This is a genomic window from Rahnella perminowiae (assembly GCF_019049695.1).
Taxonomy (GTDB): domain Bacteria; phylum Pseudomonadota; class Gammaproteobacteria; order Enterobacterales; family Enterobacteriaceae; genus Rahnella; species Rahnella perminowiae.
This window is the reverse complement of record NZ_JAFMOT010000163.1, coordinates 1-21,886: the sequence shown is the minus strand read 5'-3', so window position 1 is coordinate 21,886 and position 21,886 is coordinate 1. Positions and strand designations below refer to the sequence as shown.

Annotated in this window: 22 protein-coding genes; 16 read left to right on the top strand and 6 right to left on the bottom strand. The window is 48.9% G+C overall.

The features are described 5' to 3' along the window. Positions 1–9: 9 nt before the first annotated feature. The 3 genes from J1781_RS06625 to J1781_RS06615 are packed head-to-tail and all read right to left on the bottom strand — an operon-like array spanning position 10 to position 2,835. Positions 10–1,140: an aminotransferase class I/II-fold pyridoxal phosphate-dependent enzyme gene (locus tag J1781_RS06625; protein WP_217218974.1), complete on the bottom strand. Its 1,131-nt coding sequence runs from the start codon at positions 1,138–1,140 to the stop codon at positions 10–12. Between the two features lie 52 nt (positions 1,141–1,192). Further along, a complete protein-coding gene (locus J1781_RS06620; protein WP_217158297.1) occupies positions 1,193–2,017 on the bottom strand; it encodes an amino acid ABC transporter permease in 825 nt (274 codons plus the stop codon). After that, positions 2,017–2,835, bottom strand: a complete 819-nt coding sequence (locus tag J1781_RS06615) for a transporter substrate-binding domain-containing protein (RefSeq protein ID WP_129953107.1) — start codon at positions 2,833–2,835, stop codon at positions 2,017–2,019. Before J1781_RS06615 ends, J1781_RS06620 begins: the two co-directional genes overlap by 1 nt. Before the next feature lie 424 nt (positions 2,836–3,259). Between J1781_RS06615 and J1781_RS06610 the strand changes: the two genes are divergently transcribed. Beyond that, positions 3,260–3,898, top strand: coding sequence for a LysE family translocator (locus tag J1781_RS06610; RefSeq protein ID WP_217233362.1), 639 nt, complete (start codon positions 3,260–3,262; stop codon positions 3,896–3,898). Here the strand turns inward: J1781_RS06610 and J1781_RS06605 are convergent. Continuing rightward, complete coding sequence (locus J1781_RS06605; RefSeq protein WP_129953105.1) at positions 3,885–4,691, bottom strand: helix-turn-helix transcriptional regulator; 807 nt, start codon at positions 4,689–4,691, stop codon at positions 3,885–3,887. The two genes, J1781_RS06610 and J1781_RS06605, sit on opposite strands and share 14 nt — an antisense overlap. A gap of 582 nt (positions 4,692–5,273) precedes the next feature. On the opposite strand from J1781_RS06605, the gene J1781_RS06600 reads away from it, so the two are divergent. Beyond that, on the top strand, positions 5,274–6,635 hold the full coding sequence (locus J1781_RS06600; protein WP_129953323.1) for an APC family permease: 1,362 nt from the start codon (positions 5,274–5,276) through the stop codon (positions 6,633–6,635). Positions 6,636–6,685: 50 nt separating this feature from the next. On the opposite strand, the gene J1781_RS06595 is transcribed toward J1781_RS06600, so the two are convergent. Then, positions 6,686–7,009: an AzlD domain-containing protein gene (locus J1781_RS06595; RefSeq protein WP_217139471.1), complete on the bottom strand. Its 324-nt coding sequence runs from the start codon at positions 7,007–7,009 to the stop codon at positions 6,686–6,688. Then, a complete protein-coding gene (locus tag J1781_RS06590; RefSeq protein WP_217233361.1) occupies positions 7,006–7,674 on the bottom strand; it encodes an AzlC family ABC transporter permease in 669 nt (222 codons plus the stop codon). Before J1781_RS06590 ends, J1781_RS06595 begins: the two co-directional genes overlap by 4 nt. Before the next feature lie 98 nt (positions 7,675–7,772). Between J1781_RS06590 and J1781_RS06585 the strand changes: the two genes are divergently transcribed. The 14 genes from J1781_RS06585 to J1781_RS06520 all read left to right on the top strand — a co-directional run bounded on the left by J1781_RS06585 (position 7,773) and on the right by J1781_RS06520 (position 21,855). Then, positions 7,773–8,321, top strand: coding sequence for a helix-turn-helix domain-containing protein (locus J1781_RS06585; RefSeq protein ID WP_217233360.1), 549 nt, complete (start codon positions 7,773–7,775; stop codon positions 8,319–8,321). Positions 8,322–8,451: 130 nt separating this feature from the next. After that, positions 8,452–8,598 (top strand): hypothetical protein, encoded by a 147-nt coding sequence (locus J1781_RS06580; protein WP_217233373.1) that lies wholly within the window; start codon positions 8,452–8,454, stop codon positions 8,596–8,598. Positions 8,599–9,212: 614 nt separating this feature from the next. Further along, positions 9,213–9,662 carry a hypothetical protein gene (locus J1781_RS06575; protein WP_217233372.1) on the top strand — a complete coding sequence of 150 codons (450 nt, stop codon included), beginning with the start codon at positions 9,213–9,215 and terminating at the stop codon, positions 9,660–9,662. Next, entirely contained in the window at positions 9,659–9,928 is a 270-nt protein-coding gene (locus J1781_RS06570; RefSeq protein WP_129953099.1) for a helix-turn-helix domain-containing protein, read from the top strand. The genes J1781_RS06575 and J1781_RS06570 overlap by 4 nt, the downstream gene beginning before the upstream one ends. Positions 9,929–10,972: 1,044 nt before the next feature. Continuing rightward, complete coding sequence (locus tag J1781_RS06565; protein ID WP_129953098.1) at positions 10,973–11,569, top strand: helix-turn-helix transcriptional regulator; 597 nt, start codon at positions 10,973–10,975, stop codon at positions 11,567–11,569. A gap of 75 nt (positions 11,570–11,644) precedes the next feature. Next, positions 11,645–12,331, top strand: a complete 687-nt coding sequence (locus J1781_RS06560; protein ID WP_129953097.1) for an EAL domain-containing protein — start codon at positions 11,645–11,647, stop codon at positions 12,329–12,331. 288 nt (positions 12,332–12,619) lie between these two features. Beyond that, the gene (locus tag J1781_RS06555) at positions 12,620–12,835 is read left to right on the top strand and encodes a hypothetical protein (RefSeq protein ID WP_217233359.1); all 216 of its coding nucleotides are present in this window, start codon (positions 12,620–12,622) and stop codon (positions 12,833–12,835) included. A 74-nt stretch (positions 12,836–12,909) separates the two neighbouring features. Further along, positions 12,910–13,566 (top strand): YjbF family lipoprotein, encoded by a 657-nt coding sequence (locus tag J1781_RS06550; protein WP_129991363.1) that lies wholly within the window; start codon positions 12,910–12,912, stop codon positions 13,564–13,566. Further along, positions 13,563–14,306: a capsule biosynthesis GfcC family protein gene (locus tag J1781_RS06545; RefSeq protein ID WP_217233358.1), complete on the top strand. Its 744-nt coding sequence runs from the start codon at positions 13,563–13,565 to the stop codon at positions 14,304–14,306. The genes J1781_RS06550 and J1781_RS06545 overlap by 4 nt, the downstream gene beginning before the upstream one ends. Beyond that, the gene (locus J1781_RS06540; RefSeq protein WP_217139464.1) at positions 14,306–16,396 is read left to right on the top strand and encodes a YjbH domain-containing protein; all 2,091 of its coding nucleotides are present in this window, start codon (positions 14,306–14,308) and stop codon (positions 16,394–16,396) included. Before J1781_RS06545 ends, J1781_RS06540 begins: the two co-directional genes overlap by 1 nt. Before the next feature lie 168 nt (positions 16,397–16,564). Beyond that, positions 16,565–17,995 (top strand): undecaprenyl-phosphate galactose phosphotransferase WbaP, encoded by a 1,431-nt coding sequence (gene wbaP / locus J1781_RS06535; RefSeq protein WP_217219072.1) that lies wholly within the window; start codon positions 16,565–16,567, stop codon positions 17,993–17,995. Between the two features lie 97 nt (positions 17,996–18,092). Further along, a complete protein-coding gene (locus J1781_RS06530; protein WP_217233357.1) occupies positions 18,093–19,226 on the top strand; it encodes a polysaccharide export protein in 1,134 nt (377 codons plus the stop codon). Positions 19,227–19,228: 2 nt separating this feature from the next. Beyond that, positions 19,229–19,663, top strand: coding sequence for an arsenate reductase/protein-tyrosine-phosphatase family protein (locus J1781_RS06525; protein ID WP_013576878.1), 435 nt, complete (start codon positions 19,229–19,231; stop codon positions 19,661–19,663). Positions 19,664–19,683: 20 nt separating this feature from the next. Continuing rightward, positions 19,684–21,855: a polysaccharide biosynthesis tyrosine autokinase gene (locus J1781_RS06520; protein ID WP_217233356.1), complete on the top strand. Its 2,172-nt coding sequence runs from the start codon at positions 19,684–19,686 to the stop codon at positions 21,853–21,855. Positions 21,856–21,886 lie beyond the last annotated feature (31 nt).

Below are 21,886 nucleotides of genomic sequence, written 5' to 3'. Positions count from 1 at the left end.
GTTTCTCTCTCATTGTTTATCCAGCCATTTGCCCATTTCGCCCAGGGCTTCATCAAGGTTTTCACGCCCGAAACCGATACGCAGGAAATCTTCAGATACGGCATTGAGCGCTGAGCCGTAGGCCACCGAAGGAATGACCATCACTCCCGCCTGTTGCACCAGTTGCGTAGCAAAAGCCTCTGCGCCTTCCGCGCCGGTATAGCGCACAAACGTCAGCACCCCGGCTTTCGGCAATGATAACTGAAACAAGTGCGGATACCGCGCCAGAAAGGCGGTCAGTGAGGCGAGGCGGCGGCGCGAACGTTCCATCACCCGTTCGAGGATCGGAATACGGGCATTGAGTGCTATCGTCGTGAGCACTTCGCCAGGCATGGAATTACAGATCGACAGATACTGCTTCATACGTTCCAGTTCCAGCATCCACGTTTTATCCTGACAGGCTACCCAGCCGATGCGCAGCCCCGGCAAACCGTACGCTTTTGAGGTCACGTTCAGCGAAATACCCCGTTCATAAATATCGGCGAGTTGCGGCAGGCGGTCAGCCGGATCAAATTCTGTCAGCCGGTACACTTCATCCGAAAAAATCCAGATCCCGCGTTCGCGGCACAGGTCGATCAGTTCATCAAGCTGCGCACGGCTTATCAGCGCGCCGGTCGGGTTATGCGGAAAGTTAATGACCAGCACTTTGGTATTAGGGCGCAATGCATCACGGATTTTGCCGGTATCCAGCGCCCAGTCATTATCTGCATCCAGCGCCACGCCGCTGACATCGCACAGCGATAACGGCACGCTTTCCAGCGACTGATAATTCGGGGTAATCACCACGGCGTGATCGCCGGATTTGAGCAGCATCTGGAAACTGGCGTAAATCGCTTCGTCGGCACCGGCAAAACTGATGATGTCCTGCGCGGTAATTTTTTGATAGGTCGAGGCGATAGCATCAAGCAGTGCCGGTGTCCCGCGTAACGGCGGATAATCCAGCATCGTCTGCATGAACGGGGCGCGGTGTTCTTTCCCTGCCAGTTCAAAGAGCGTATCGAGGTCCATTGATTCAGGATAGGAAGAGGACAGCGGAAAACGCACCGCATGTTCGAGGCGCGAGAGGTAACTGATCAGACGAAAATCTTCAGGAAAAGACATGGCGTACCTGCTAATGAAAAATCAAAGCGTTCGTTAATGAAAAATCAAAACATCAGCGGCGCTGGCCTTGCGCAAAACGGCGCTCAAGGCGGCTTTGCAGCAGTTCTAACACAATCGACATAATCCAGTATATCGCGGCTGCGGTCGCCAGCATTTCCATATACCGGTAGGTGCTGCGCCCGTAAGATTGCGCCAGAAAGTTCAGTTCCCACAGTCCCATCAGCGAGACGAGCGAGGAATCTTTCAGCATCGAAATAAACATCGAACCGGCGGGCGGGATAATGATGCGCAGCGCCTGAGGAGCGGTGACGTGCACCGCAACCGTCCAGCGTGATACGCCGAGCGCCAGCGCGGCTTCCTGCTGACCGCGCGGGACCGAAAGTACGCCGCTGCGGATGGTTTCCGCCAGGTAGGCACCGTAGTTCATCGACAAAGCGATAATGCCTGAGCTGAGCGCGCCGAGCACAATGCCCGCCTGCGGCAGCGCCAGATAGATAATCAGCACCTGCACCAGCAGCGGCGTACCGCGAAACAGCGAGGCATAAAACGTCGCGCAACCAAACGCCAGCGCATTTTCAGACATCCGTCCGAGCGCGGTAACCAGCCCGATCAACAGACAGAAAAACATTGAGCAGGCAGTGATCATAATGGTCAGCGCTGCCCCCTGAATGAAGCCGTCCGGTGACAGGCGCAGGCCAAGCAGGAACGGCAGTTTCTGGCTAATCAGGCTCCAGTCGAGCCCCATTTTGCTGAACGTGCCGAGCAGCAGGCTGAGCAAAATCAGCCACGTCAGCCCGGTTTTAAATTTAAACGCGTGTGCGTGGTGCCAGCGTTCCGGCGTTTCCACTTTCGGCTGGCTGTCCGGGATTTGTGGCATTACGGTACCTCGTGGGTAATATCTTCACCCAGCCAGTGCTGAGAGATTTTGGCCAGTGTGCCATCGTCGCGCAGCGATTTGATGGTATCGGCCACTTTCTTATCCCATTCCGGATCGCCTTTGTCGGTGGCTACCCAGTTCGGTTCCGCATAAAGCTCGGTGACAATTTTAAATACCGGCGCACGTTTGATACGGGCATTCGCGGTGGCTAAATCGGATACCACGCCGTCAAGACGCACACCGGGCCCGAGCGCCAGATTCTGGAACGCCACTTCTTCGTCGCTTGGGATCACCTGTACGTTATCGAACGGGAATGCGAGGGGTTTGCTGCCTGGGATCACCAGCGTTTTTTGCAGATACGTTTCGTAAGTCGAACCGATGCCTACACCAATCTTTTTATTGCTCAGATCAGCCGCCGATTTGATGCGGTCATCTTTCTTATTGACCACTAAGACAGCCGGGGAGTTGTAATACGGTGTCGGGAAATCCAGCACCCTGGCACGCTCGGTGTTTGGCGTCATTGAGCAGATACAGGTATCCCAGCGACCCTGCCATTTTCCGCCGACAATGGTTTCCCAGCCCGGTGCAATGATCTCAAGTTTTACGCCCATCCGCTGCGCCACGGCTTTGGCCACATCAACGTCAAAACCGGCCAGCTGGTTATTATCATCAATAAAACCAAACGGCGGGTAATCGTTAACGATGGCATTACGCAACACACCGGTTTTGGTCACGCGATCCAGCGTTGCACCGGCAAATGAGGCAGCTGAAAACAGGGAGGCGGCAAGCAGAGTCACCACGACAAACGGAGTACGCATAAACAGAGTTTCCTTAAACGTAACCAAATTGAGAGATTATTGTGAAAACCTACACTAAGTTTTAGACGTATAGAAGTCTAAATTAAGCCTTTTCAGACTTACAGTGAACTCTGCGGAAAATCCCCCCAATCACAGTGCATTACTTCAATGCGAAGGTAACTCAGTAATCCCGCCCCGACGTGAGGTTAACTGTAGATGCTGCGGGCACTATCCGGTATGCAGATTTACGCGCAATTTCTTCCAATACCCGGCCGCAGGAGCGTGTTTAAATCGTGTCTCTCCATTGTGCTCAGGGGGCTGACACTAGGTTGACGACATTATTTGGGTCAGCCGCTGCGGCCTGTCAGGTATCCATGGCGGAAAGACCTGGTTTATCCGCACATGACATAATTGAATACAACCCGTTAACTAAGAGAGTCCCGTAATGATGCCGTTTTCAAATGGATTTTTACTCAGCCTGTCGCTGTGTCTGGACATCGGAATGGCTAATATCGCCATGATGACGCTGGCGATGCAGCGGGGTTATTTTCATGGATTCTGGCTGGGCATTGGCACCTGCATCGGCGACTTAATTTACGCCGTACTGGCGCTGGCCGGGATGACGATGTTGCTGCAATACCAGAGCGTGCGCTGGATGTTATGGGTCGGCGGCTCGCTGATGCTGATGTGGTTTACCTACAAAATGATCCGCGCTGCACTGGCGCCTGCCGGGGACCTGGGCAGCGGTGACAGCACGCAGTCACGTTCTGTTATCCGTAATTTTGGCCGCGGTATCGTACTGGCGATGTCTTCACCGACCGCTATTTTATGGTTTGCCGCTGTCGGTGGTGCGCTGATTTCCCGCATGGGGCAGGGAAGCACGGCGAATGCTTCGTGGTTTCTGGGAGGGTTCTTTATTGCGGGTGTGTGCTGGACGATGGTGATTTGTTTCGTCGGCAGCCTGGGCGGAAAAATGCTCGGCACCAAAATGCTGAAATACTCCTATATCGCTTCAGCAGTGATCTTCTCTTATTTCGCGCTGTATGTGGTCATCACCGGTTATCGGGAATTCATTTTGGTATAAGCGCCGGCGACGCATGAAGTGACAGTGAATAAAGGTGGGGGGTGATCCCCATCATTTTGCGGAATGTATTAATGAAATGGCTTTGATCATAAAAGCCCAACCGTATCGCCACATCCAGCGCATTATTATTTTTACGCAGCTGATTCCGGGCCTCAAGTAAACGCAACTGCATATGGTATTGCAGTGGTGGCATGCCAATGTGCTGGCGGAACAGGCGGACAAAGTGAAACTTACTCAGTCCGCTGATTTGCGCCAGCGTATCGAGATGGATTTTCCGGGTCAGATGGTCACGCATAAAATCCAGCGCCAGCATAACCGGCCGCAAAGATTGTTCCTGCTCTCTGGCGGGTTCTTCCAGCAACGCCCCCAGCAGCCATAACAAATTCTGTTCCTGATCGTCGTCGTTCAGTGTGCGCCGGTAATGGCACAGCGCGGAAAACAGCGCAGGATTGCTGAGCACGCCTTCGGTTAACACCGGCGCACAGTGATCAGAACGCAGATTGTGATCGACCGATACCTGACGCAGTAAAGATTGCGGAATATGCACGCTGAGGAATTCGACTTTGTCGTTGCCAAACAGCGAAGACTGAACGGTGGCCGGATTATAAATCGTAATATCGCCGCCGCGCACCAGTTCGGTTTTCCCGTGCAACCTGATTTCTTCCGTACCGGTCAGATTGGCACTGATGACATATTCATCATGCGTATGGCGGGGGAATGATGAATTGCTCGCTGTCAGATGCGAGTACTCAATGTCGTTAGCCATCGTCCATTCAGAAATAGAAAGAGACACGTTACACTCCGAAAATCTTTGCTGTGCTGAAAAGGGGCAGCATCGGTTTTTCTTATTAACGAATTTATAACACAAGTTGTTAACCACAGAAGCGGGGGAAATTCATCTTTTGCCGGCAAGGCAAACCGGACAGCAGGCATGCACGGAATGTAATCCAAATGTTAATTAAGAGCCGCAGTCGTTATTTTTCCGGACATGCTACCGATATTTTATAACGGCAATAACGGGGAGTTGTTTTTTGTTTTACAGGATAAAAACAATTAACAAAATCACTGTCAGACGACTTTTGGCAATACGTGCTCGTTTTGGCTGTCGGTTTTATTTATTGGCGGTGTTTATTCTTATGCGGCTTGTAAATTCAATACTTAATAAGGCAAAATATGCGCCCCGCAAAACGGGGATGGTCCGTTACTGGCTCATTGATACACGCATTCTTCATACCAGAAAACATTCAAATACCAGAGGCCGGGCTAAGTACCGGATAGATATTTACTTTCAGATACCGACAGTCTTGTCGCAAGGAAACATCAATGGTGCAGCACTCTCAATATGCCGCGTTCTCCGTCATGGGAAATCAACATCATGTCGGATAATGCCGTGACAGGTACCACTTCCCGCGTGGAATTACGTAAAACGCTTACGCTGATTCCGGTTGTTATGATAGGCCTGGCCTATATGCAGCCCATGACATTGTTCGATACGTTCGGTATTGTCTCCGGCCTGACGGACGGCCATGTGCCAACGGCGTATGCTTTTGCGCTGATCGCTGTGCTGTTCACCGCGCTCAGTTACGGCAAGCTGGTGCGCCGCTATCCTTCCGCCGGTTCTGCGTATACTTACGCGCAAAAAGCCATCCATCCGGTGGTCGGTTTTATGGTCGGCTGGTCGTCGCTGCTCGATTACTTATTCGCACCAATGATCAATATCCTGCTGGCGAAAATCTATTTTGAAGCGCTGGTCCCGTCAGTGCCGTCGTGGATATTTGTCGTTGTGCTGGTCGGTTTTATGACGCTGTCGAATTTACGCAGCATTAAAACGGTCGCCAATATTAATACGCTGGTGGTTGTCTTGCAGATAGTGCTGATCACGGTGATCACCGGCATGGTGATTTATGGCGTGGGTCACGGCACCGGCTATGGCACGCTGGCCAGTACCCAACCCTTCTGGGGCGAAAATGCGCATACCGTGCCGATGATTACCGGTGCCACCATTTTGTGTTTCTCCTTCACCGGTTTTGATGGCATCAGTAACTTATCGGAAGAAACTAAAGATGCCGAGCGCGTGATCCCGCGGGCGATATTCCTGACGGCATTAATCGGCGGCGTAATCTTTATTGCGGCGACCTATTTTCTGCAACTCTATTTCCCGGATATCTCCAGCTTCAAAGATCCGGACGCTTCACAGCCGGAAATCATGTTGCAGGTGGCGGGCAGGGCGTTCCAGTTTGGTGCGCTGATTTTCTCCAGCATCACCGTGCTGGCCTCCGGTATGGCGGCACACGCGGGCGTTTCGCGCCTGATGTATGTAATGGGCCGCGACGGCGTGTTTCCGAAACGATTTTTCGGCTATATCCATCCGACATGGCGCACCCCGTCTTTCAACGTGTTGCTGGTTGGTGCCATTGCTTTGATGGCGATTAATTTCGATCTGGTCACGGCGACAGCGCTGATTAACTTCGGTGCGCTGGTGGCCTTTACCTTCGTCAACCTGTCGGTCATTTCGCAGTTCTGGATCCGCGAGAAGCGCAACAAAAGCGTTATGGATCATATCCAGTATCTGCTTCTGCCGTTGTGTGGCGCGCTGACTGTCGGCGCCTTGTGGGTGAATCTTGAAGAAGGATCGATGGTGCTGGGGCTTATCTGGGGGGCAATCGGCTTTATCTATCTGGCCTGCATGACCAAAAGTTTCCGCAATCCGGTTCCGCAATACGAAGACGTGGCGTAACTCATCACCGATGTGAAAAATGGCTTCTGCGGAAGCCATTTTTGTTTCTGCTACGCCATACCGAGCCCGCGCATCAGCGCCGTGACGGCGGCTGCCGCGACAATAATCACCATCAGCGGCGCTTTTCTCCAGGCTAAAAACAGCGCCACACCGACGCCAATAATCCGCGCGTATCCGGCAAAATGCTGGCCTTCAAACAGGGCTGACGTGGCCGCGACAGCCAGCAGTAAGGTGGTCGCCGCATCCGATAACATTGTCTGCGTGGCGGGGGACAAATTAAGGCGCGAACCCAGCCGGTAACCGGCCACGCGCATCAGAAATGTTCCGGCGGCGAGCACCGCAATTCCCGCCATCATCAGGCTGTGTGAGGTCATTTTCGGTTCCTCCACGCCAGCAATCCGAGCAGTGAAAACAGCACCGGCATACCGGCCGGAACAAAAGGCACCGCAGCTACCGCAATGATGGCACCGCAAGTGGCAGGAGTACGCGTTCTCCGGCTGCGCAGCGACGGGAAAATCAACCCCAGTAAAATGGCCGGGAATACGGCATCAAGGCCGATGGCTTTGATATCCGGAATAAACTGCCCGATATAAGCCCCGGCTATCACGCTGACCGGCCAGAACAAGGCGATGCCTGCGCCGCATAACCAGTAAGCCGTTTTACGTTTTTCAGGGGTAGATTGTGAGATGCCAAATACCACACTTCCATCGTTCATGATGTGACAACCCAGCCAGCTCATGGCTTTGCTGCCCACCAGATCTTTCACCGCAATCCCGAACGGTAAATGGCGTGCATTGACCAGTAATCCGGCCGCCGCTGCCGCAAACGGGCTGCCACCCCCGCCGACAATGGCGATAAACAGAAACTCTGATGCCCCCGCCAGCACCAGCAGTGAAAGCATCAGCGGTACCCACAGCGGGAAACCGCCTGCGACCGCCAGCGACCCATAAGAAATCCCTACCAGGCCATCGGCCAGGCACACCAGAAAGATGGCTTTAATCACATCATTTCCCAGCGGTGAAAAGAAACGCGTACGCATAATTCAATCCCATAACGAACAAGTCTCTATTATAATGAACGCATCTGCATCGTTCTTCAAGTCGAACGATCGTTCGTTATACTGATCAGGGTAAGTTTATGCCACAACCTATTAGCGTTATTTCGAAGGGACTGGTTCGCGAGCGCCAGCGGGCCGGGCTGTCACTGGCGGAAGTTGCCCGCCGTGCAGGTATCGCCAAATCGACACTTTCCCAGCTTGAAGCGGGCAACGGTAATCCGAGCCTGGAAACGTTGTGGGCGCTGTGTGTGGCGCTGAATATTCCTTTTGCGCGCCTGATGGAGCCGGAAGTGAATAAAATGCAGGTGATCCGCCGGGGTGAAGGTCCGACGGTGGTGGCCGAACTGGCGGATTATAAAGCAGTATTACTCGCGACCTGTCCGCCCGCTGCGCGCCGGGATATTTATCTGCTGACCACCCAGCCGGGAGCCGACCGTATTTCCAGCCCGCATCCGCAGGGTTCGGTGGAACACATTATTATCACCCAGGGGCGCGCCCTGGTCGGGCTGGTGGATTCACCGGTAGAACTGAATGCCGGAGATTACATTTCCTATCCTGCCGACGTTGAACATATCTTTCGCGCGCTGGAGCCTGACACCATGGCGGTGCTGGTATCAGAGCAGAGTTGAGGTTTTGTGTTCATGATCGCGTTGTGATCCCGGAAAGGTTATGCGACAGACAGGTGCAATGAAGAGTCTGGTTGCTGAGTGATGAATGCCCTGCAATTTACAGGGGTATTGTTTATCGCGAAGGGACTACATGGCTGACATGGCTGACATGGCTGACATGGCAACGCGCATTGCCGGGATTATTCTTTCCCCTGATGCTGTATATGGCCTTATAAAAGATGGCCACAAATTCATAAAAATTATGGTTCGCATGAGAAATAAACTCAATGCAGCATAATAATTGTGTTATCCGCTTTATCCGGTCATTGCGCTGCATTGCTACTAAGATCATCCCCTTCATTATTTTTCACACTTTCGAAGCACTTATTGGCCCGCTGATCGTTATTGGCTTAATACTCTGCATTATGTTTTTTGAGCCCTGGCCGAGGAAGTATGTCTGCATGGGTGTATGGCTGGTGTTCCTCTATTTACTGTCTAAAGCAACAGATAAGCTTACCGGCAGAGATAAGCAGAATAATTAACGCGCTTCTTCGTCACATTGTTTTTTAGCAGCGGTCCGGGTACAGAAGGTGCGTTAATAATTTTTGCGAGACGTCCTGGAAAACCAGCCGGTGTTTCTTGTCGTGGTTTCGTCACCGTTGTATCTTCTCCCCGCACCTGAAAATCAGGTGTCGGGATTGACCTCCTGCCTGACTTTACTGGTGACACATGACGCGTTAGCGTTTATTGTGTCGCGCGTTTTGCTACACCTTTCAATGGTGGGCTGAGCGAGGGCATCGAAAGATGCGCCGGTGTCCAGTAAGGCCGGTAAGGTCAACCTTGTTCAGCTCACCACCAATGAGATTGACCTCTCGGGTAGTGAGTAAAATTTACTTACCGGAGGCTGCCATGATGGCTACGACCCCAACCCAACATCATTCTTTAAAAGCCCTTCCTTTTAATGCCGCCACTGATTTCACTGTGCTGGCTGCGCATTGCGAACAATATGCTGAAGCGCTGTTAGAAAGCGACAATCCGCTGCAACGCCACAATATTTCTGATGCTCTGGCCACGGCATTGAACAGACTGCAATCCGGCTTGCACAATCCTGTTCCACCTCATCTGATTAACAGCCTGACGGTAGATGCCCTTCCTGCCTCCGCACCCCGTTTTGAGCCTGATTCTGAACAGCTGGCCGAATACTGTCTCACCCTGACGCAGATTTTGATAAACCGTGAGGTCACCGAACAGTCCGAAAAATCCCTGACCGGGCTTCTTTATGATCTGGTCAGTTACTTCGCTGCGGATTTACAGGCACCCCGGTACCTGAGAACGGCGCAGGGTCCGGAGGAACTGGCATGAAAAATCAAGACTGGCACCAGGCCGACATTATTGCTTCGCTTAGAAAACGAAAGACAACGCTTGCCGCCGTTTCGCGTGCCGCCGGACTTGCCTCCTCAACGCTGACGAATGCTCTGACGCGTCCGTGGCCGAAAGGGGAAAAGCTGATCGCAGAGGCAATGGGTATTCCGCCAGAAAAAATCTGGCCGAGCCGGTATTTTGATGCAGCCGGTCGTCCGGTAGAAAGGAAAATTCGACAAGTAAAAGGAGAAATGCCGGATGGTTAATCCTGATATCAAAAACGTCATTGGCTTCTTCGGCACGCTATTATCCGTCAGTCGCATTTGCCGTCGGTGCGGGAAATGTGACCCGAAAAATTTTAGCGGTATGGTTGGATAGGTGTAAACAAGCCGTCCTTTTATCGATCCTTAGTATGCCCAAAAACATCAACCAGCCGGAAGGCTGGTTTTTTATTGGTCATTCGCATCCTTTAATTGCCTGTAAATTCATCATGTTGAAAAGCTTGATTTTTTAATATTTATCCGAGTTATCTGATAGTCACTGCCATTCAAATGTTATGCACCTCAGGCTCCTGCCCGATATTTAGGCCAAAAAAACCATTTATATAAGAATACTCCAAATTTATTTTTACCGTAAAAACATAAAAAAGTGATTATTTGCCTGAAAATAAAGAGGTAATATGATTAATCCTATGTATTAGGAATTATCTTGGATAAATTGCAATTTGCCGGGCTGATTAATCGCTATGCACAACTGTGTATAAAAGAGCAATAGGTTAGTTCTTCTGAGTGGTTTTTCAGATAATGACTCAAAAATGAAATATAGATGTTTGGTTTTCGTAAAAAGGTAAATCTGAAATCACACTTAAAAAAGTGAAAAATCCTGTTTTAAATCAAAAATGCAGACAGTTAGGTGAAATAACGGAGTTGTTTAATTGAGAGAGATTCTTACTGAGAAAGTTCTTAGATCTGCGAAGTCATTAACACTAAAAGCGTCGTATACGTCACATTTTGGTGGTTGATTAGGAATAAGCATAAGAATCCGCCTAGAAAACAGGCATGCATTTAACGATAAGAAAGTGTAAATCGATCGGTCAAACCTATTGTTAGGTCTTATTATGAGCGAGAAAAACGATTTGAAGAGTTTCGGCTGCGTATTACTCTACGTACAGATACTGAAAAGTTTTAAATATGTTTTAGAGCGGATCTAAACATTCTTTTTTCTTATCTCTTTCTGAGAGTGCTTTATTCTTCCCCGGATTGACGAGGCAGAATTTGAGCGTTTTTAAAACCACATAATTAGGCGGCCCAATGCCTCGGGTAATAATCTGGAGTGAGTGCCAATTTACCAAGTTGGCGTTAAAAGAAATAATCTCCAAGAAGCTGCCTTACGTTGACCATGTCATCTCTTTTGACCAGAGCAATGGGATGAACTTGTTGGCGAGAGATTACTTAATCATCGATCCGTCAGGCGGTGGCTTCCACAGGTGTTATGAGTTTTTAAGAGAAAATCTGAATATATTGGACCCGGAGAGAATTCTGGTTGTGTCTTCAGCCGTGGATATGTTAATGCTCGAACTTTTACTGAAAAAGGAGTTTAAATTCCTCAAGAAGAAGAGTGAATTGTCAGACGTGGAGACATCGGTCGAGCAATTCATCCGGCTTCAGGGCAGTGCGATTAACAAGCAAGAATTCAATTATAATATTACCAAAATGGAAGAAAAAGTTTTGGTGATGATGATGTCTGGTCTGTCTGTCACCAGCATTTCAAATATTCTAAAGCTCAGTGTTAAAACGATAAGTGTGCATAAATGCAACTCACTAAGAAAAATAGGTGTTGATGCCAGCAGCAGTTCAGCTTTGTTCTTTTTGCACAAACATGCCGTGGGAAACAGAATTGTCCGATAAGAAGAAAACATTTTAAGCCAGCCTTGCACAGTGCAGGTAAGCGCGCCAGACGTTGCTATTTTTCAGGGGTAAGAAATGCGATCACTCAAAAGAAGCCATCCCGGCTTCATGTATGAACCCATCGTGTCCGTCTCGGGAGTGATGCTTGGTTTTGAGCTGGTTAAGAAAAGGAATGCAAGGGAAAGCAACGAAAATTCAGTGCATTATGATTTGCCTCTCTCTGCAGAAGAGAAGGTGAAGAGCTTCTTTGAGCAGGTCACGACAGCCTGTGTCAATGAAAGCATCTTTATCGCCAACGGCTTTTTATTGTCGATCAATATTGACTATGAGATTGCGGTGCATATTGCCAACAATCAGGCGATACAAAAGGTTTTACAGCAGCACAAATATATAAGACTTGAGGTGAGTGAGGATTTTCACGAATTCAGTGCCGGACAGGAACGCCCTGTACTTCAGTCTTTAGCGGCATGCTGTCCTCTATGGCTGGATAATTTTGGCGCCGGTGACACCAGCCTTACGCTTGTGATGAGCGAAAAGTTTGAATATATAAAAATCAGTAAGGTCTTTTTTTGGCAACACCAGGGAACTCAGTCTCTAAGAAAAGTGATCCGCCATCTCCGCCCGTATTGCGGGGGCGTTATTATCAATGGTGTCGAGAATTCGCAGCATATTGAGTACTTAAGCGGCAGTGATATTCTTGCTATGCAAGGTACATTATGGTTGCCATATAGTCAGGATGAATTAGTACAGTCATTTTTTTGAAAAGATTAACTGTTTATAATAACCCCATAATAAGCACGAATAGCTAATTACTGCGGTTATTTTAAAGGTGCGGGGACTTATCGCCTGAAATATTTTGGCGAGGGTAACTTGTGCAAATTACTACCGGAATTATCGTTTGGCAAATTGGTGGCCGTAAACCAGGGGCGGTAGCATAGCTAAAATATATACCGGTGTTAAATTGTACAATAATTATTTTCTGTTGATATACTCAAAGAGCCCATTGGTTATTGGGTGAACAATTCGTCTGTCAATTGAAGAGGAGTAATTATGAGAAAAGCCATGCTTTCTGTTATTGCCCTGATGCTGCTGCCGCTATATTCGCAGACAACATCTGCTGCTGAACTCAGCTCTGGGGCAACAGTGGCGGCAGTGGTCGGTACCGGTGGCGCAATATTAGCCGCAGGCCTGATTGCTGTAGGTAACGATGATAGTAACGGTAACAGCAACACCAATACCTCAACTACCACCACAACCTCACGCTAATAAGTCACTTAATTATAACCACACATCCGTGTGGTTATTTTCCCACATGATAATAAAGATATAGGGAATCACTTGTGCGCTATTCCTTATTGCTCCTCTGCCTCTTATTACAAGCATGTACCCCTTCGCAAAACAGTCTGGTTGATACTTTTAAGGTTACCGTGAAGGGGCCGCAGGATGTCGTGGTGCCACCCGAAAGAATTGCCGCTATTCCTTACGGCAGCATTTATTTAAAACTGCCTACGTCAGCGCAAATCTTTGTGGTTGGTTATCTCCAGGATGGCTTTGAAAAATGGAGTACCGGCGACCAGGTTGTCTTTATTACCAGGAATGGTCGCCTGGTACGGTCAACCGGTTATTCGCAAGGCGATCTGCTGGAAGTCACCAATCTGCCCCAGGACCCGTTGCTGCATGCAGCGAGTTTGCATGAGGGGGCGAACTGGACACGCCTGATGCGCTGGACGGAGAACCGGCAACCCTTGTCATCGGTTGTCACATCCCGTTTCAGCCGTCAGGACGACGAAACCCTGACCCTTCCCGGAAGAGTCGTCGCCTGCCAGGTGTGGCGCGAGGATGTCACGCTTCAGGCCACGGGTGACCGCTGGCAAAACACGTTCTGGGTGGATCCGCAGAGCGGATTAGTGCTCAAGAGCAATCAGAGGCTGGGAGCAGATATGCCGGTGAGTATGACATTGCTCAAACCAGCCAATGCGGGGATCCCACCAGCATGAAAATAAAAACACTGTTATTCCTTTTCAGCGCCTTGCCGGGGATGGCATTTTCCGCAGGCAACGTGACCGTATATACCCGCGCTTCTCAGGGGCAGCCGGTGCAGACACTCAGCCATATTAAAGATATGCGTCAGATGATGGCGGAGTCGGATCTGATCCGTCATTCCTGGGCACCCGGTACGGTGATTGCTGTGCCTGCCGCAACGTCTGAGGCGCAGCAACAGTATCTGAACATGCAAAACCAGCTGAAAGCCTGGAGTATCACCGAGAGTGGCGATACGCAGCAGACCATTAACGGCGTTATTCAGCAATTGCAGGGGCTGCGGGTTACCGGCCGTCAGTTTACGCCGATGGATGCGGATCTGATCCTGAACAACAATGCCGCGAACCGGCAGTTGCAGGGAGATTATCGCGTTTATACCGCAACGCGTCCCGACAGCATCTGGCTGCTTGGGGCGGTGAGCGGGGCGGGGAAACAGCCGTGGGTTGCGGGACGCACGGTGCGTGAATATCTCGGGGAGCATCAGTTTCTTGCCGGTGCCAATCTGAATGAAGCCGTGGTGATTGATCCCAACGGAACCGTCCGGGTTGCACCGGTCGCGTACTGGAACTATCGCCACGTTGAAGCCCAGCCGGGCAGTATCATTTGGGTCGGTTTTTCTGACTGGACGCTGCCGCGTCAGTATAAAAACCTTAATCAGAACATCGTCTCTGTTTTGGCGCACCGGATCCCTGACTGATGAAACCAAAATATCTTCTCAGCCTGCTCGCTTTGTCCGTGGTGTGTGCTAATACAGCCCGGGCGCAAACTTATAATGAACCTCTTGGTCCTTCGCAATCGGATTTTGGCGGCGCGGGGCTTTTACAAACACCAACGGCGCGGATCCCCAAAGAAGGGGAGTTCAGCGCCAACTACCGTGATAATGACGCGTACCGCTTTTACTCGCTCTCGATGGCGCTGTTTCCCTGGCTGGAAACCACGTTGCGTTATACCGACGTGCGTAACCGGCTTTACAGCAATGATCCGAATTTCAGCGGCGATCAGACTTACAAAGACAAGTCTTTCGATGTGAAATTAAGGCTGTGGGAAGAGGGCTACTATCTGCCACAGGTTGCGTTCGGCAAGCGCGATATCGGCGGCACCGGTTTGTTCGACAGCGAATATCTGGCTGCCAGTAAAGCGGCCGGGCCGTTAGATTTCACGCTGGGGATTGGCTGGGGGTATATCGGTAACAGCGGTAATATCACTAACCCTTTCTGCAAAGCCAGCGATAAATATTGTACCCGTGCTCAAAGCCATTCCACCGGCGATATCTCCCTCAATGATATGTTCCGCGGACCAGCGGGAATATTCGGTGGCGTGGAGTATCAGACTCCCTGGCAGCCGTTGCGCCTGAAAGTGGAATACGATGGCAATAATTACCGCGATGATTTCGCCGGAGCATTAAAACAGAGCAGTAAGATTAATGTCGGTGCCGTTTATCGCCTGGCCAGCTGGATGGATGTCAATGCCAGCTACGAGCGCGGCAATACCTTTATGTTCGGCTTTACCCTGCGCAGTAACATGAACGAGTGGGTACCGCATCAGATTGACGATCCGGTGCCTGACTATCAGCCGCAGCAGCAAAGCGCGGGAATGGTCAATTACAGCGTCGCCACCGGTCAGCTGGCGCAGCTCAAAAGTAATGCCGGGTTTAGCGAACCGCGTATCGACATTCGTGACGATACCCTGAACGTCACGGGGCAGCAGGATAAATATCGCAATACGTCAAAAGGCGTAGACCGTGCCAATCTCATCATGCTGAATAATCTGCCAGCCAATGTCGATACACTGGATGTAACCCAAAACCGCTTTGGTATGCCGATGGTCACCACCCGTACCCGCGTGGCGAGTTTGCGTCAGCAGCAAGAGGGTTATCCGCTGGGCCAGGAGCAATCCCTGAATCAGCAACGGATTGAACCTGTCACTGACGTCGGTCAGGGATTCTTTATCGGCAAAGACCGGTTTAATTACAGCCTGTCGCCGGTATTAAGACAATCCGTCGGCGGCCCTGAAAACTTTTACATGTATCAGGTCGGGGTACTGGCGGATGCCAACTACTGGCTGACAGATCATCTGCTGGTTGATGGTGGTGTGTTTGGCAACATCGCCAATAACTATGATCAGTTCCGCTACAATGGCGTCAGTAATGACTCTTCTCTGCCACGCGTGCGAACGCGTATCCGTGAATACGTCAGCAACGATGTCTATGTGAATAACCTGCAAGCCAACTACTTCCGGTATCTGGGCAACGGTTTCTACGGACAACTTTATGGCGGCTATCTGGAGATGATGTACGGCGGCGTCGGGGGCGAAGTGCTCTACCGGCCACTCGACTCTGACTGGGCGCTGGGCATTGATGCCAACTACGTTAAACAGCGTGACTGGGACGACATGATGCGTTTCACCGATTACAAAACTGCCACCGGCAACCTGACAGCTTACTGGCGGCCAGCGTTTATGGATGATGTGCTGGTGAAAATGAGCGTCGGGCAATATCTGGCTAAAGACAAAGGCGGCACGTTGGATCTCTCCAAACGCTTTGACAGTGGTGTCACCGTGGGCGCCTATGCGACGCTGACGAATGTCTCGAAACAGGAATACGGGGAAGGCTCCTTTACTAAGGGGTTCTACATCTCTGTTCCGCTGGACTTGCTGACGGTCAAACCAACACGCAGTACGCCGACGGTTAGCTGGACACCGCTGACGCGTGATGGTGGCCAGATGCTGGGCAGGCAGTACGGCTTATACGGTATTACTTCAGACAGAGATATTCCGCAGTTGCCTTAGAGAAAGGTTGTGCCTGACTGGAATAGTCAGGCATCTACAAATGACTTATTTATTTTTTTTCTGATATTACTGCATGTCAGGAGACAGTTAATGAAGTCCATTATTATAAGCCTATTAACCTGATGTCCTCAGGTAATAATTTTTTTCGTTACTTGTTGTGAGGGAAATATGACATTTCTCACCAGAAATTTTTACTCAAGCCTGTTCCTTGCTCTTTCGGATTTTTTCAGTTTTGTTCTGTCGATTTATGTCGCTAAAATATTGTTAAGATTCATGCTCAAAGAGTTTGATGACTATATTCCCGCTGAACATGTCACCGCCCTTGTTTTATTACACTGGACGCTGGCATTTTGCTGTGTTGGCTGGTTCTCCATACGCTTGCGGCATTATTACTATCGCAAAACCTTCTGGTTTGAGCTGAAAGAAATCTTACGTACATTGGTGATTTTTGCCGTCATTGAAATTGCCGTGATGGCTTTCGCCGAGTGGAATTTCTCACGTTATATGTGGATCCTCACCTGGATGCTGGTGCTGATACTTGTCCCTTGTGCCCGCATGCTGACTAAACACATATTAACGGTTCTGGGGATCTGGCGACGGGATGCGATTATTATCGGCACCGGTAAAAATGCTCATGAGGCCTTCAAAGCGATTCAAAGCGAGAAGAACCTCGGGTTAAATGTCACCGGATTTATATCCAGTGAACCAACAGATAAACCGGGCGACAGTATTAATGGTATCCCGATCATATTCTGCGATGACCTGTGGTTATTAACCCCTTGCGACAAAAAAACGCAGTTTATTGTCGCTGTGGAATCGCATCAGGGTGATATCCGCAATTACTGGCTACGGATGTTTATGATCCACGGCTACCGGTATGTCTCTGTGATCCCGACCCTGCGCGGTATGCCGCTCGACAGCACCGATATGTCGTTTATTTTCAGCCATGAAGTGATGATATTACGTGTTCATCAGAACCTGGCCAAATGGTCATCACGTTTCCTGAAGCGCGCCTTCGATATTGCGGCTTCACTGGGCATTATTGCCATACTCTCTCCGCTGTTGCTGTATATCAGCTACAAAGTCAGGAAAGATGGCGGCCCGGCGATTTATGGTCATGAACGCATTGGTAAAGGCGGGCGTCCTTTTAAATGCCTTAAATTCCGCTCGATGGTCATTAATTCCAAAGAAGTGCTTGAAGAATTGCTGGCAAATAACCCGGAAGCGCGTGCCGAGTGGGATGAGACATTTAAACTGAAAAACGATCCACGTATTACGCGCATCGGACATTTATTGCGTAAAACCAGTATGGATGAGTTGCCGCAGTTATTTAATGTACTAAAAGGAGAAATGAGCCTTGTCGGGCCGAGACCTATTATTAACGCTGAACTGGAGCGATACAGTGATGAGGTAGATTATTACTTACTGAGTAAGCCGGGAATGACCGGATTATGGCAGGTGAGTGGTCGCAGTGATGTGGATTACGAGACCCGCGTCTATCTGGACGCCTGGTATGTAAAAAACTGGTCGATGTGGAATGACATTGCCATTTTATTTAAAACAGTAAGTGTTGTGCTTAGAAAAGACGGTGCTTATTAACAGTTATTTAAATAATGCATCACCCTCATGTATTGGCTGCTAATCATTAGCGTCATGGCCAACATCAATTTCTGTTGAACCACATGATATGGATTTTATGAAAAAAAATACCTTTAAGATTTCTGCATTATTCGGGGCTTTGTTACTGAGCGGATGTACGGTTATTCCAGGGCAGTCGTTAAGTACCATGGACAAAGACGTTGTTCAACCTACTGATAGCAATTATGACATTGATAAATTAGTTAATGTTTACCCGATGACGCCTGGCCTGATTGATCAGCTGCGCCCTGACACGGTTCAGGCGCGGCCAAATCCTGAGCTGGATATGCAACTGCAAAATTACCAATACCGTATCGGTGTCGGTGATGTCCTGATGGTTACCGTGTGGGATCACCCGGAACTGACCACCCCTGCGGGCCAATACCGCAGTGCCAGCGATACGGGTAACTGGGTCAATGCTGATGGGACAATTTTCTATCCTTACATCGGGAAACTGAAGGTCTCCGGAAAAACCGTGACGGAAGTACGTCAGGACATCAGCAGCCGTCTGGCTACTTATGTTGAAAGTCCGCAGGTAGATGTGAGTATTGCGGCCTTCCGTTCTCAGAAAATTTATACCACTGGCGAAGTCGTCAAGTCCGGGCAACAGCCCATTACCAATATTCCGCTTACCGTGATTGATGCTATTAATGCTGCAGGGGGCTTAGCGCCTGACGCAGACTGGCGTAACGTCGTGCTCAACCATAACGGCCGGGATACTCAGATTTCACTTCAGGCCCTGATGCAGAAAGGGGACCTCACACAGAACCGCTTGCTTTATCCCGGCGATATTCTGTTTGTACCACGAAATGACGACCTGAAAGTATTTGTGATGGGCGAGGTCACCAAGCAGAGCACGCTGAAAATGGACCGTAGCGGGATGACGCTCGCCGAGGCATTAGGCAATTCAGAAGGTATTGCCCAAAGTATGGCGGATGCATCCGGGATATTTGTTATCCGGCCACTGAAGGGAAGCCAGAAAGGCAAAATTGCTAATATTTATCAGCTGAATGCCAAAGATGCTTCTTCTATGGTGATGAGTACGGAATTCCAGCTTCAGCCTTACGATATCGTTTATGTCACCACCGCACCGATAGTTCGCTGGAATCGTGTTATTTCGCAGATTGTCCCGACCATTTCGGGAGTGCATGACATGATCGAAGCTACTCGTTTCATCAAGCAATGGAACTAACTATGTTTTCTTCAGTTCTTGTTGTGTGCACCGGAAATATATGTCGCTCTCCGATTGCGGAGAGGCTGCTGAGGCGATTATTACCGGATAAGAAAATAGACTCGGCTGGAATGGCTGCTTTGGTCGGCCACTCTGCAGATGAGGGGGCGATTGTTACAGCAGGCAAACATCAGCTGCTGCTTGATAATCACCGCGCGACTCAATTTACTTCCGCGCTCGGGCGCCAGTATGACCTTATTTTGGTAATGGAAAAATTACACCAAGAGCAGATTAGTCGTATCTCCCCTGAAGCTCGCGGGAAGATAATGTTGCTGGGCCACTGGCTTGGGCAGAGGGAGATTCCTGATCCTTATCGTAAAAGTCAGGAAGCCTTTGACTCTGTTTACCGATTAATTGATCAGGCATGTCAGTCCTGGTTGCAAAAGCTGAACGGATAACTTCATCAGGGAAACTACGTATGTCTCCAGCAATTTCAAAAACCCCCGCTTCACCAGATTCAGACGAAATAGACCTGGGTCGTCTTTTCGGTGAGATTATTGACCACCGAAAACTTATTATTACCATTACAGCCATATTCACGGTGCTGGCCCTTATATATGCTCTTTTTGCCACGCCGATTTACCAGGCTGATGCATTGATTCAGGTTGAACAGAAACAAGGTAATGCAATCCTTGAAAGCCTGAGTCAGGTATTACCTGATTCTCAGCCACAATCCGCACCCGAAATTGCTTTATTACAATCACGTATGATTTTAGGGAAAACTGTAGATGACCTGAATCTGCAGGCGCTGGTTAAACAAAAGTATTTTCCGGTATTTGGTCGTGGATGGGCAAGGATGACAGGAGAGGTACCCGGCAAGCTTTCCATTGGGCGGTTGTATTTGCCTGCAAGTAGCAGCGGTATGCCAAAAATTACAATAAAGGTCATAGATAATAATAATTATCTGGTTGAAGGCGATGATTTTAAAATAAAAGGAATAGTTGGAGAGGTTTTTAGCGAAAAAGGAATTTCTTTATTGGTAAATGATATTCAAAGCGCACCAGGAACCCAGTTTGACGTATATTATCTGACGCGATTAAGAGCAATTAATGATTTACTCAATGCGTTTAATGTCAATGACCAAGGGAAAGATACGGGTATTTTGAATCTTGTGATGAATGGTGATAATAAAGAGCTAATTTCCGCGACGCTAAACAGTATCAGCCAAAATTATCTCGATCAAAATATCGCTCGGCAGGCAGCGCAGGATGCCAAAAGTCTCGATTTTCTGGAACGTCAGTTGCCCCAAGTGCGCAGTGACCTTAATGCATCAGAAGATGCATTAAATACCTATCGCCGACAGAAAGACTCAGTAGATCTGTCACTTGAAGCAAAGTCTGTACTAGATCAAATCGTCAATGTTGAAAGTCAACTAAACGAATTAACGTTTCGTGAAGCTGAAATCTCACAGCTCTATACAAAAGATCATCCTACATACAAAGCACTTTTAGAAAAGCGCCAAACCTTAGTAAAAGAGAGAGAGCGACTGAACAAAAGTGTCTCTGCTATGCCGGCGACTCAGCAGGAAGTTGCTAGGCTCAGTCGTGATGCCGAATCCAACCGTGCTATCTATATGCAGTTGTTGAATCGTCAGCAGGAATTGAGCATTGCGAAGTCAAGCGCAATAGGCAATGTGCGCATCATTGACGATGCTGTTACCGAGCCCACGCCGGTAAAACCTAAGAAACTCTTAGTAGTGCTCATTGGAATCATATTAGGTGGAGTATTTTCAATAGGTATCGTGCTTTTACGAGTTTTCTTGCACAGGGGTATTGAATCTCCAGAACAGTTAGAAGAGTTGGGAATTAATGTTTATGCAAGTGTGCCCTTATCTGAGTTGGTGAGAAAAAAATCCATTCCTATAAATGGAAAATCTAAAAATAATAAAGAAAACACATTTTTCCTCGCACAAGAAAATCCTGCGGATTTAGCAATTGAGGCAATACGAGGGTTACGCACAAGTTTGCATTTTGCAATGATGGAAGCAAAAAACAACGTATTAATGATATCCAGTGCTAGCCCAGGTGCGGGTAAAACATTTATTAGCACCAATATGGCTGCATTATTATCAATGGGAGACCAGCGAGTACTATTTATTGATGCAGACATGCGAAAAGGTTATGTGCATAAATTATTTAAAGGAGGGTTAGAAAATGGACTTTCAGACATTCTTGTCGGTAAATGTACAATCGAACAAGGTATAAAAAAAGTCCATAGTGTTGGTTTTGATTACATTTCTCGTGGTAATGTCCCACCAAATCCTGCTGAGTTGTTAATGCACCCAAGGTTTCAACAGTTGATTGAGTGGGCATCAAATAATTACGATATAGTAGTAATCGATACAGCACCAATTCTGGCTGTTACAGATGCCGCCGTTATTGGTCGCTATGTTGGCACATCGTTACTGGTCGCTCGTTTCGAGGTTAATACACCAAAAGAAATTGAAATTAGCATCAGACGTTTTGAACAAAGTGGTGTGGCAATAAAAGGCTGCATTCTTAACGGAATACTTAAGAGGTCGGGAAGTTATTATGGCTATGGATATAATCACTACGGTTATTCGTATTCAGATAATAAAACTGAGAGTTAATTAGTATGGTTTTATAAATATTGGTAATAAC

Excerpts from the sequence above, each read along its gene's own strand:
- J1781_RS06565 (WP_129953098.1), top strand. The coding sequence starts at position 10,973 with ATGCCTCGGGTAATAATCTGGAGTGAGTGCCAATTTACCAAGTTGGCG.
- J1781_RS06570 (WP_129953099.1), top strand. The coding sequence starts at position 9,659 with ATGAAAAATCAAGACTGGCACCAGGCCGACATTATTGCTTCGCTTAGA.
- J1781_RS06620 (WP_217158297.1), bottom strand. The coding sequence starts at position 2,017 with ATGCCACAAATCCCGGACAGCCAGCCGAAAGTGGAAACGCCGGAACGC.
- J1781_RS06520 (WP_217233356.1), top strand. The coding sequence starts at position 19,684 with ATGTCTCCAGCAATTTCAAAAACCCCCGCTTCACCAGATTCAGACGAA.
- J1781_RS06600 (WP_129953323.1), top strand. The coding sequence starts at position 5,274 with ATGTCGGATAATGCCGTGACAGGTACCACTTCCCGCGTGGAATTACGT.
- J1781_RS06595 (WP_217139471.1), bottom strand. The coding sequence starts at position 7,009 with ATGACCTCACACAGCCTGATGATGGCGGGAATTGCGGTGCTCGCCGCC.
- J1781_RS06575 (WP_217233372.1), top strand. The coding sequence starts at position 9,213 with ATGGCTACGACCCCAACCCAACATCATTCTTTAAAAGCCCTTCCTTTT.
- J1781_RS06540 (WP_217139464.1), top strand. The coding sequence starts at position 14,306 with ATGAAACCAAAATATCTTCTCAGCCTGCTCGCTTTGTCCGTGGTGTGT.
- J1781_RS06580 (WP_217233373.1), top strand. The coding sequence starts at position 8,452 with ATGGCTGACATGGCTGACATGGCTGACATGGCAACGCGCATTGCCGGG.
- J1781_RS06615 (WP_129953107.1), bottom strand. The coding sequence starts at position 2,835 with ATGCGTACTCCGTTTGTCGTGGTGACTCTGCTTGCCGCCTCCCTGTTT.
- J1781_RS06530 (WP_217233357.1), top strand. The coding sequence starts at position 18,093 with ATGAAAAAAAATACCTTTAAGATTTCTGCATTATTCGGGGCTTTGTTA.
- J1781_RS06560 (WP_129953097.1), top strand. The coding sequence starts at position 11,645 with ATGCGATCACTCAAAAGAAGCCATCCCGGCTTCATGTATGAACCCATC.
- J1781_RS06625 (WP_217218974.1), bottom strand. The coding sequence starts at position 1,140 with ATGTCTTTTCCTGAAGATTTTCGTCTGATCAGTTACCTCTCGCGCCTC.
- J1781_RS06610 (WP_217233362.1), top strand. The coding sequence starts at position 3,260 with ATGATGCCGTTTTCAAATGGATTTTTACTCAGCCTGTCGCTGTGTCTG.
- J1781_RS06545 (WP_217233358.1), top strand. The coding sequence starts at position 13,563 with ATGAAAATAAAAACACTGTTATTCCTTTTCAGCGCCTTGCCGGGGATG.
- wbaP (WP_217219072.1), top strand. The coding sequence starts at position 16,565 with ATGACATTTCTCACCAGAAATTTTTACTCAAGCCTGTTCCTTGCTCTT.
- J1781_RS06525 (WP_013576878.1), top strand. The coding sequence starts at position 19,229 with ATGTTTTCTTCAGTTCTTGTTGTGTGCACCGGAAATATATGTCGCTCT.
- J1781_RS06590 (WP_217233361.1), bottom strand. The coding sequence starts at position 7,674 with ATGCGTACGCGTTTCTTTTCACCGCTGGGAAATGATGTGATTAAAGCC.
- J1781_RS06555 (WP_217233359.1), top strand. The coding sequence starts at position 12,620 with ATGAGAAAAGCCATGCTTTCTGTTATTGCCCTGATGCTGCTGCCGCTA.
- J1781_RS06585 (WP_217233360.1), top strand. The coding sequence starts at position 7,773 with ATGCCACAACCTATTAGCGTTATTTCGAAGGGACTGGTTCGCGAGCGC.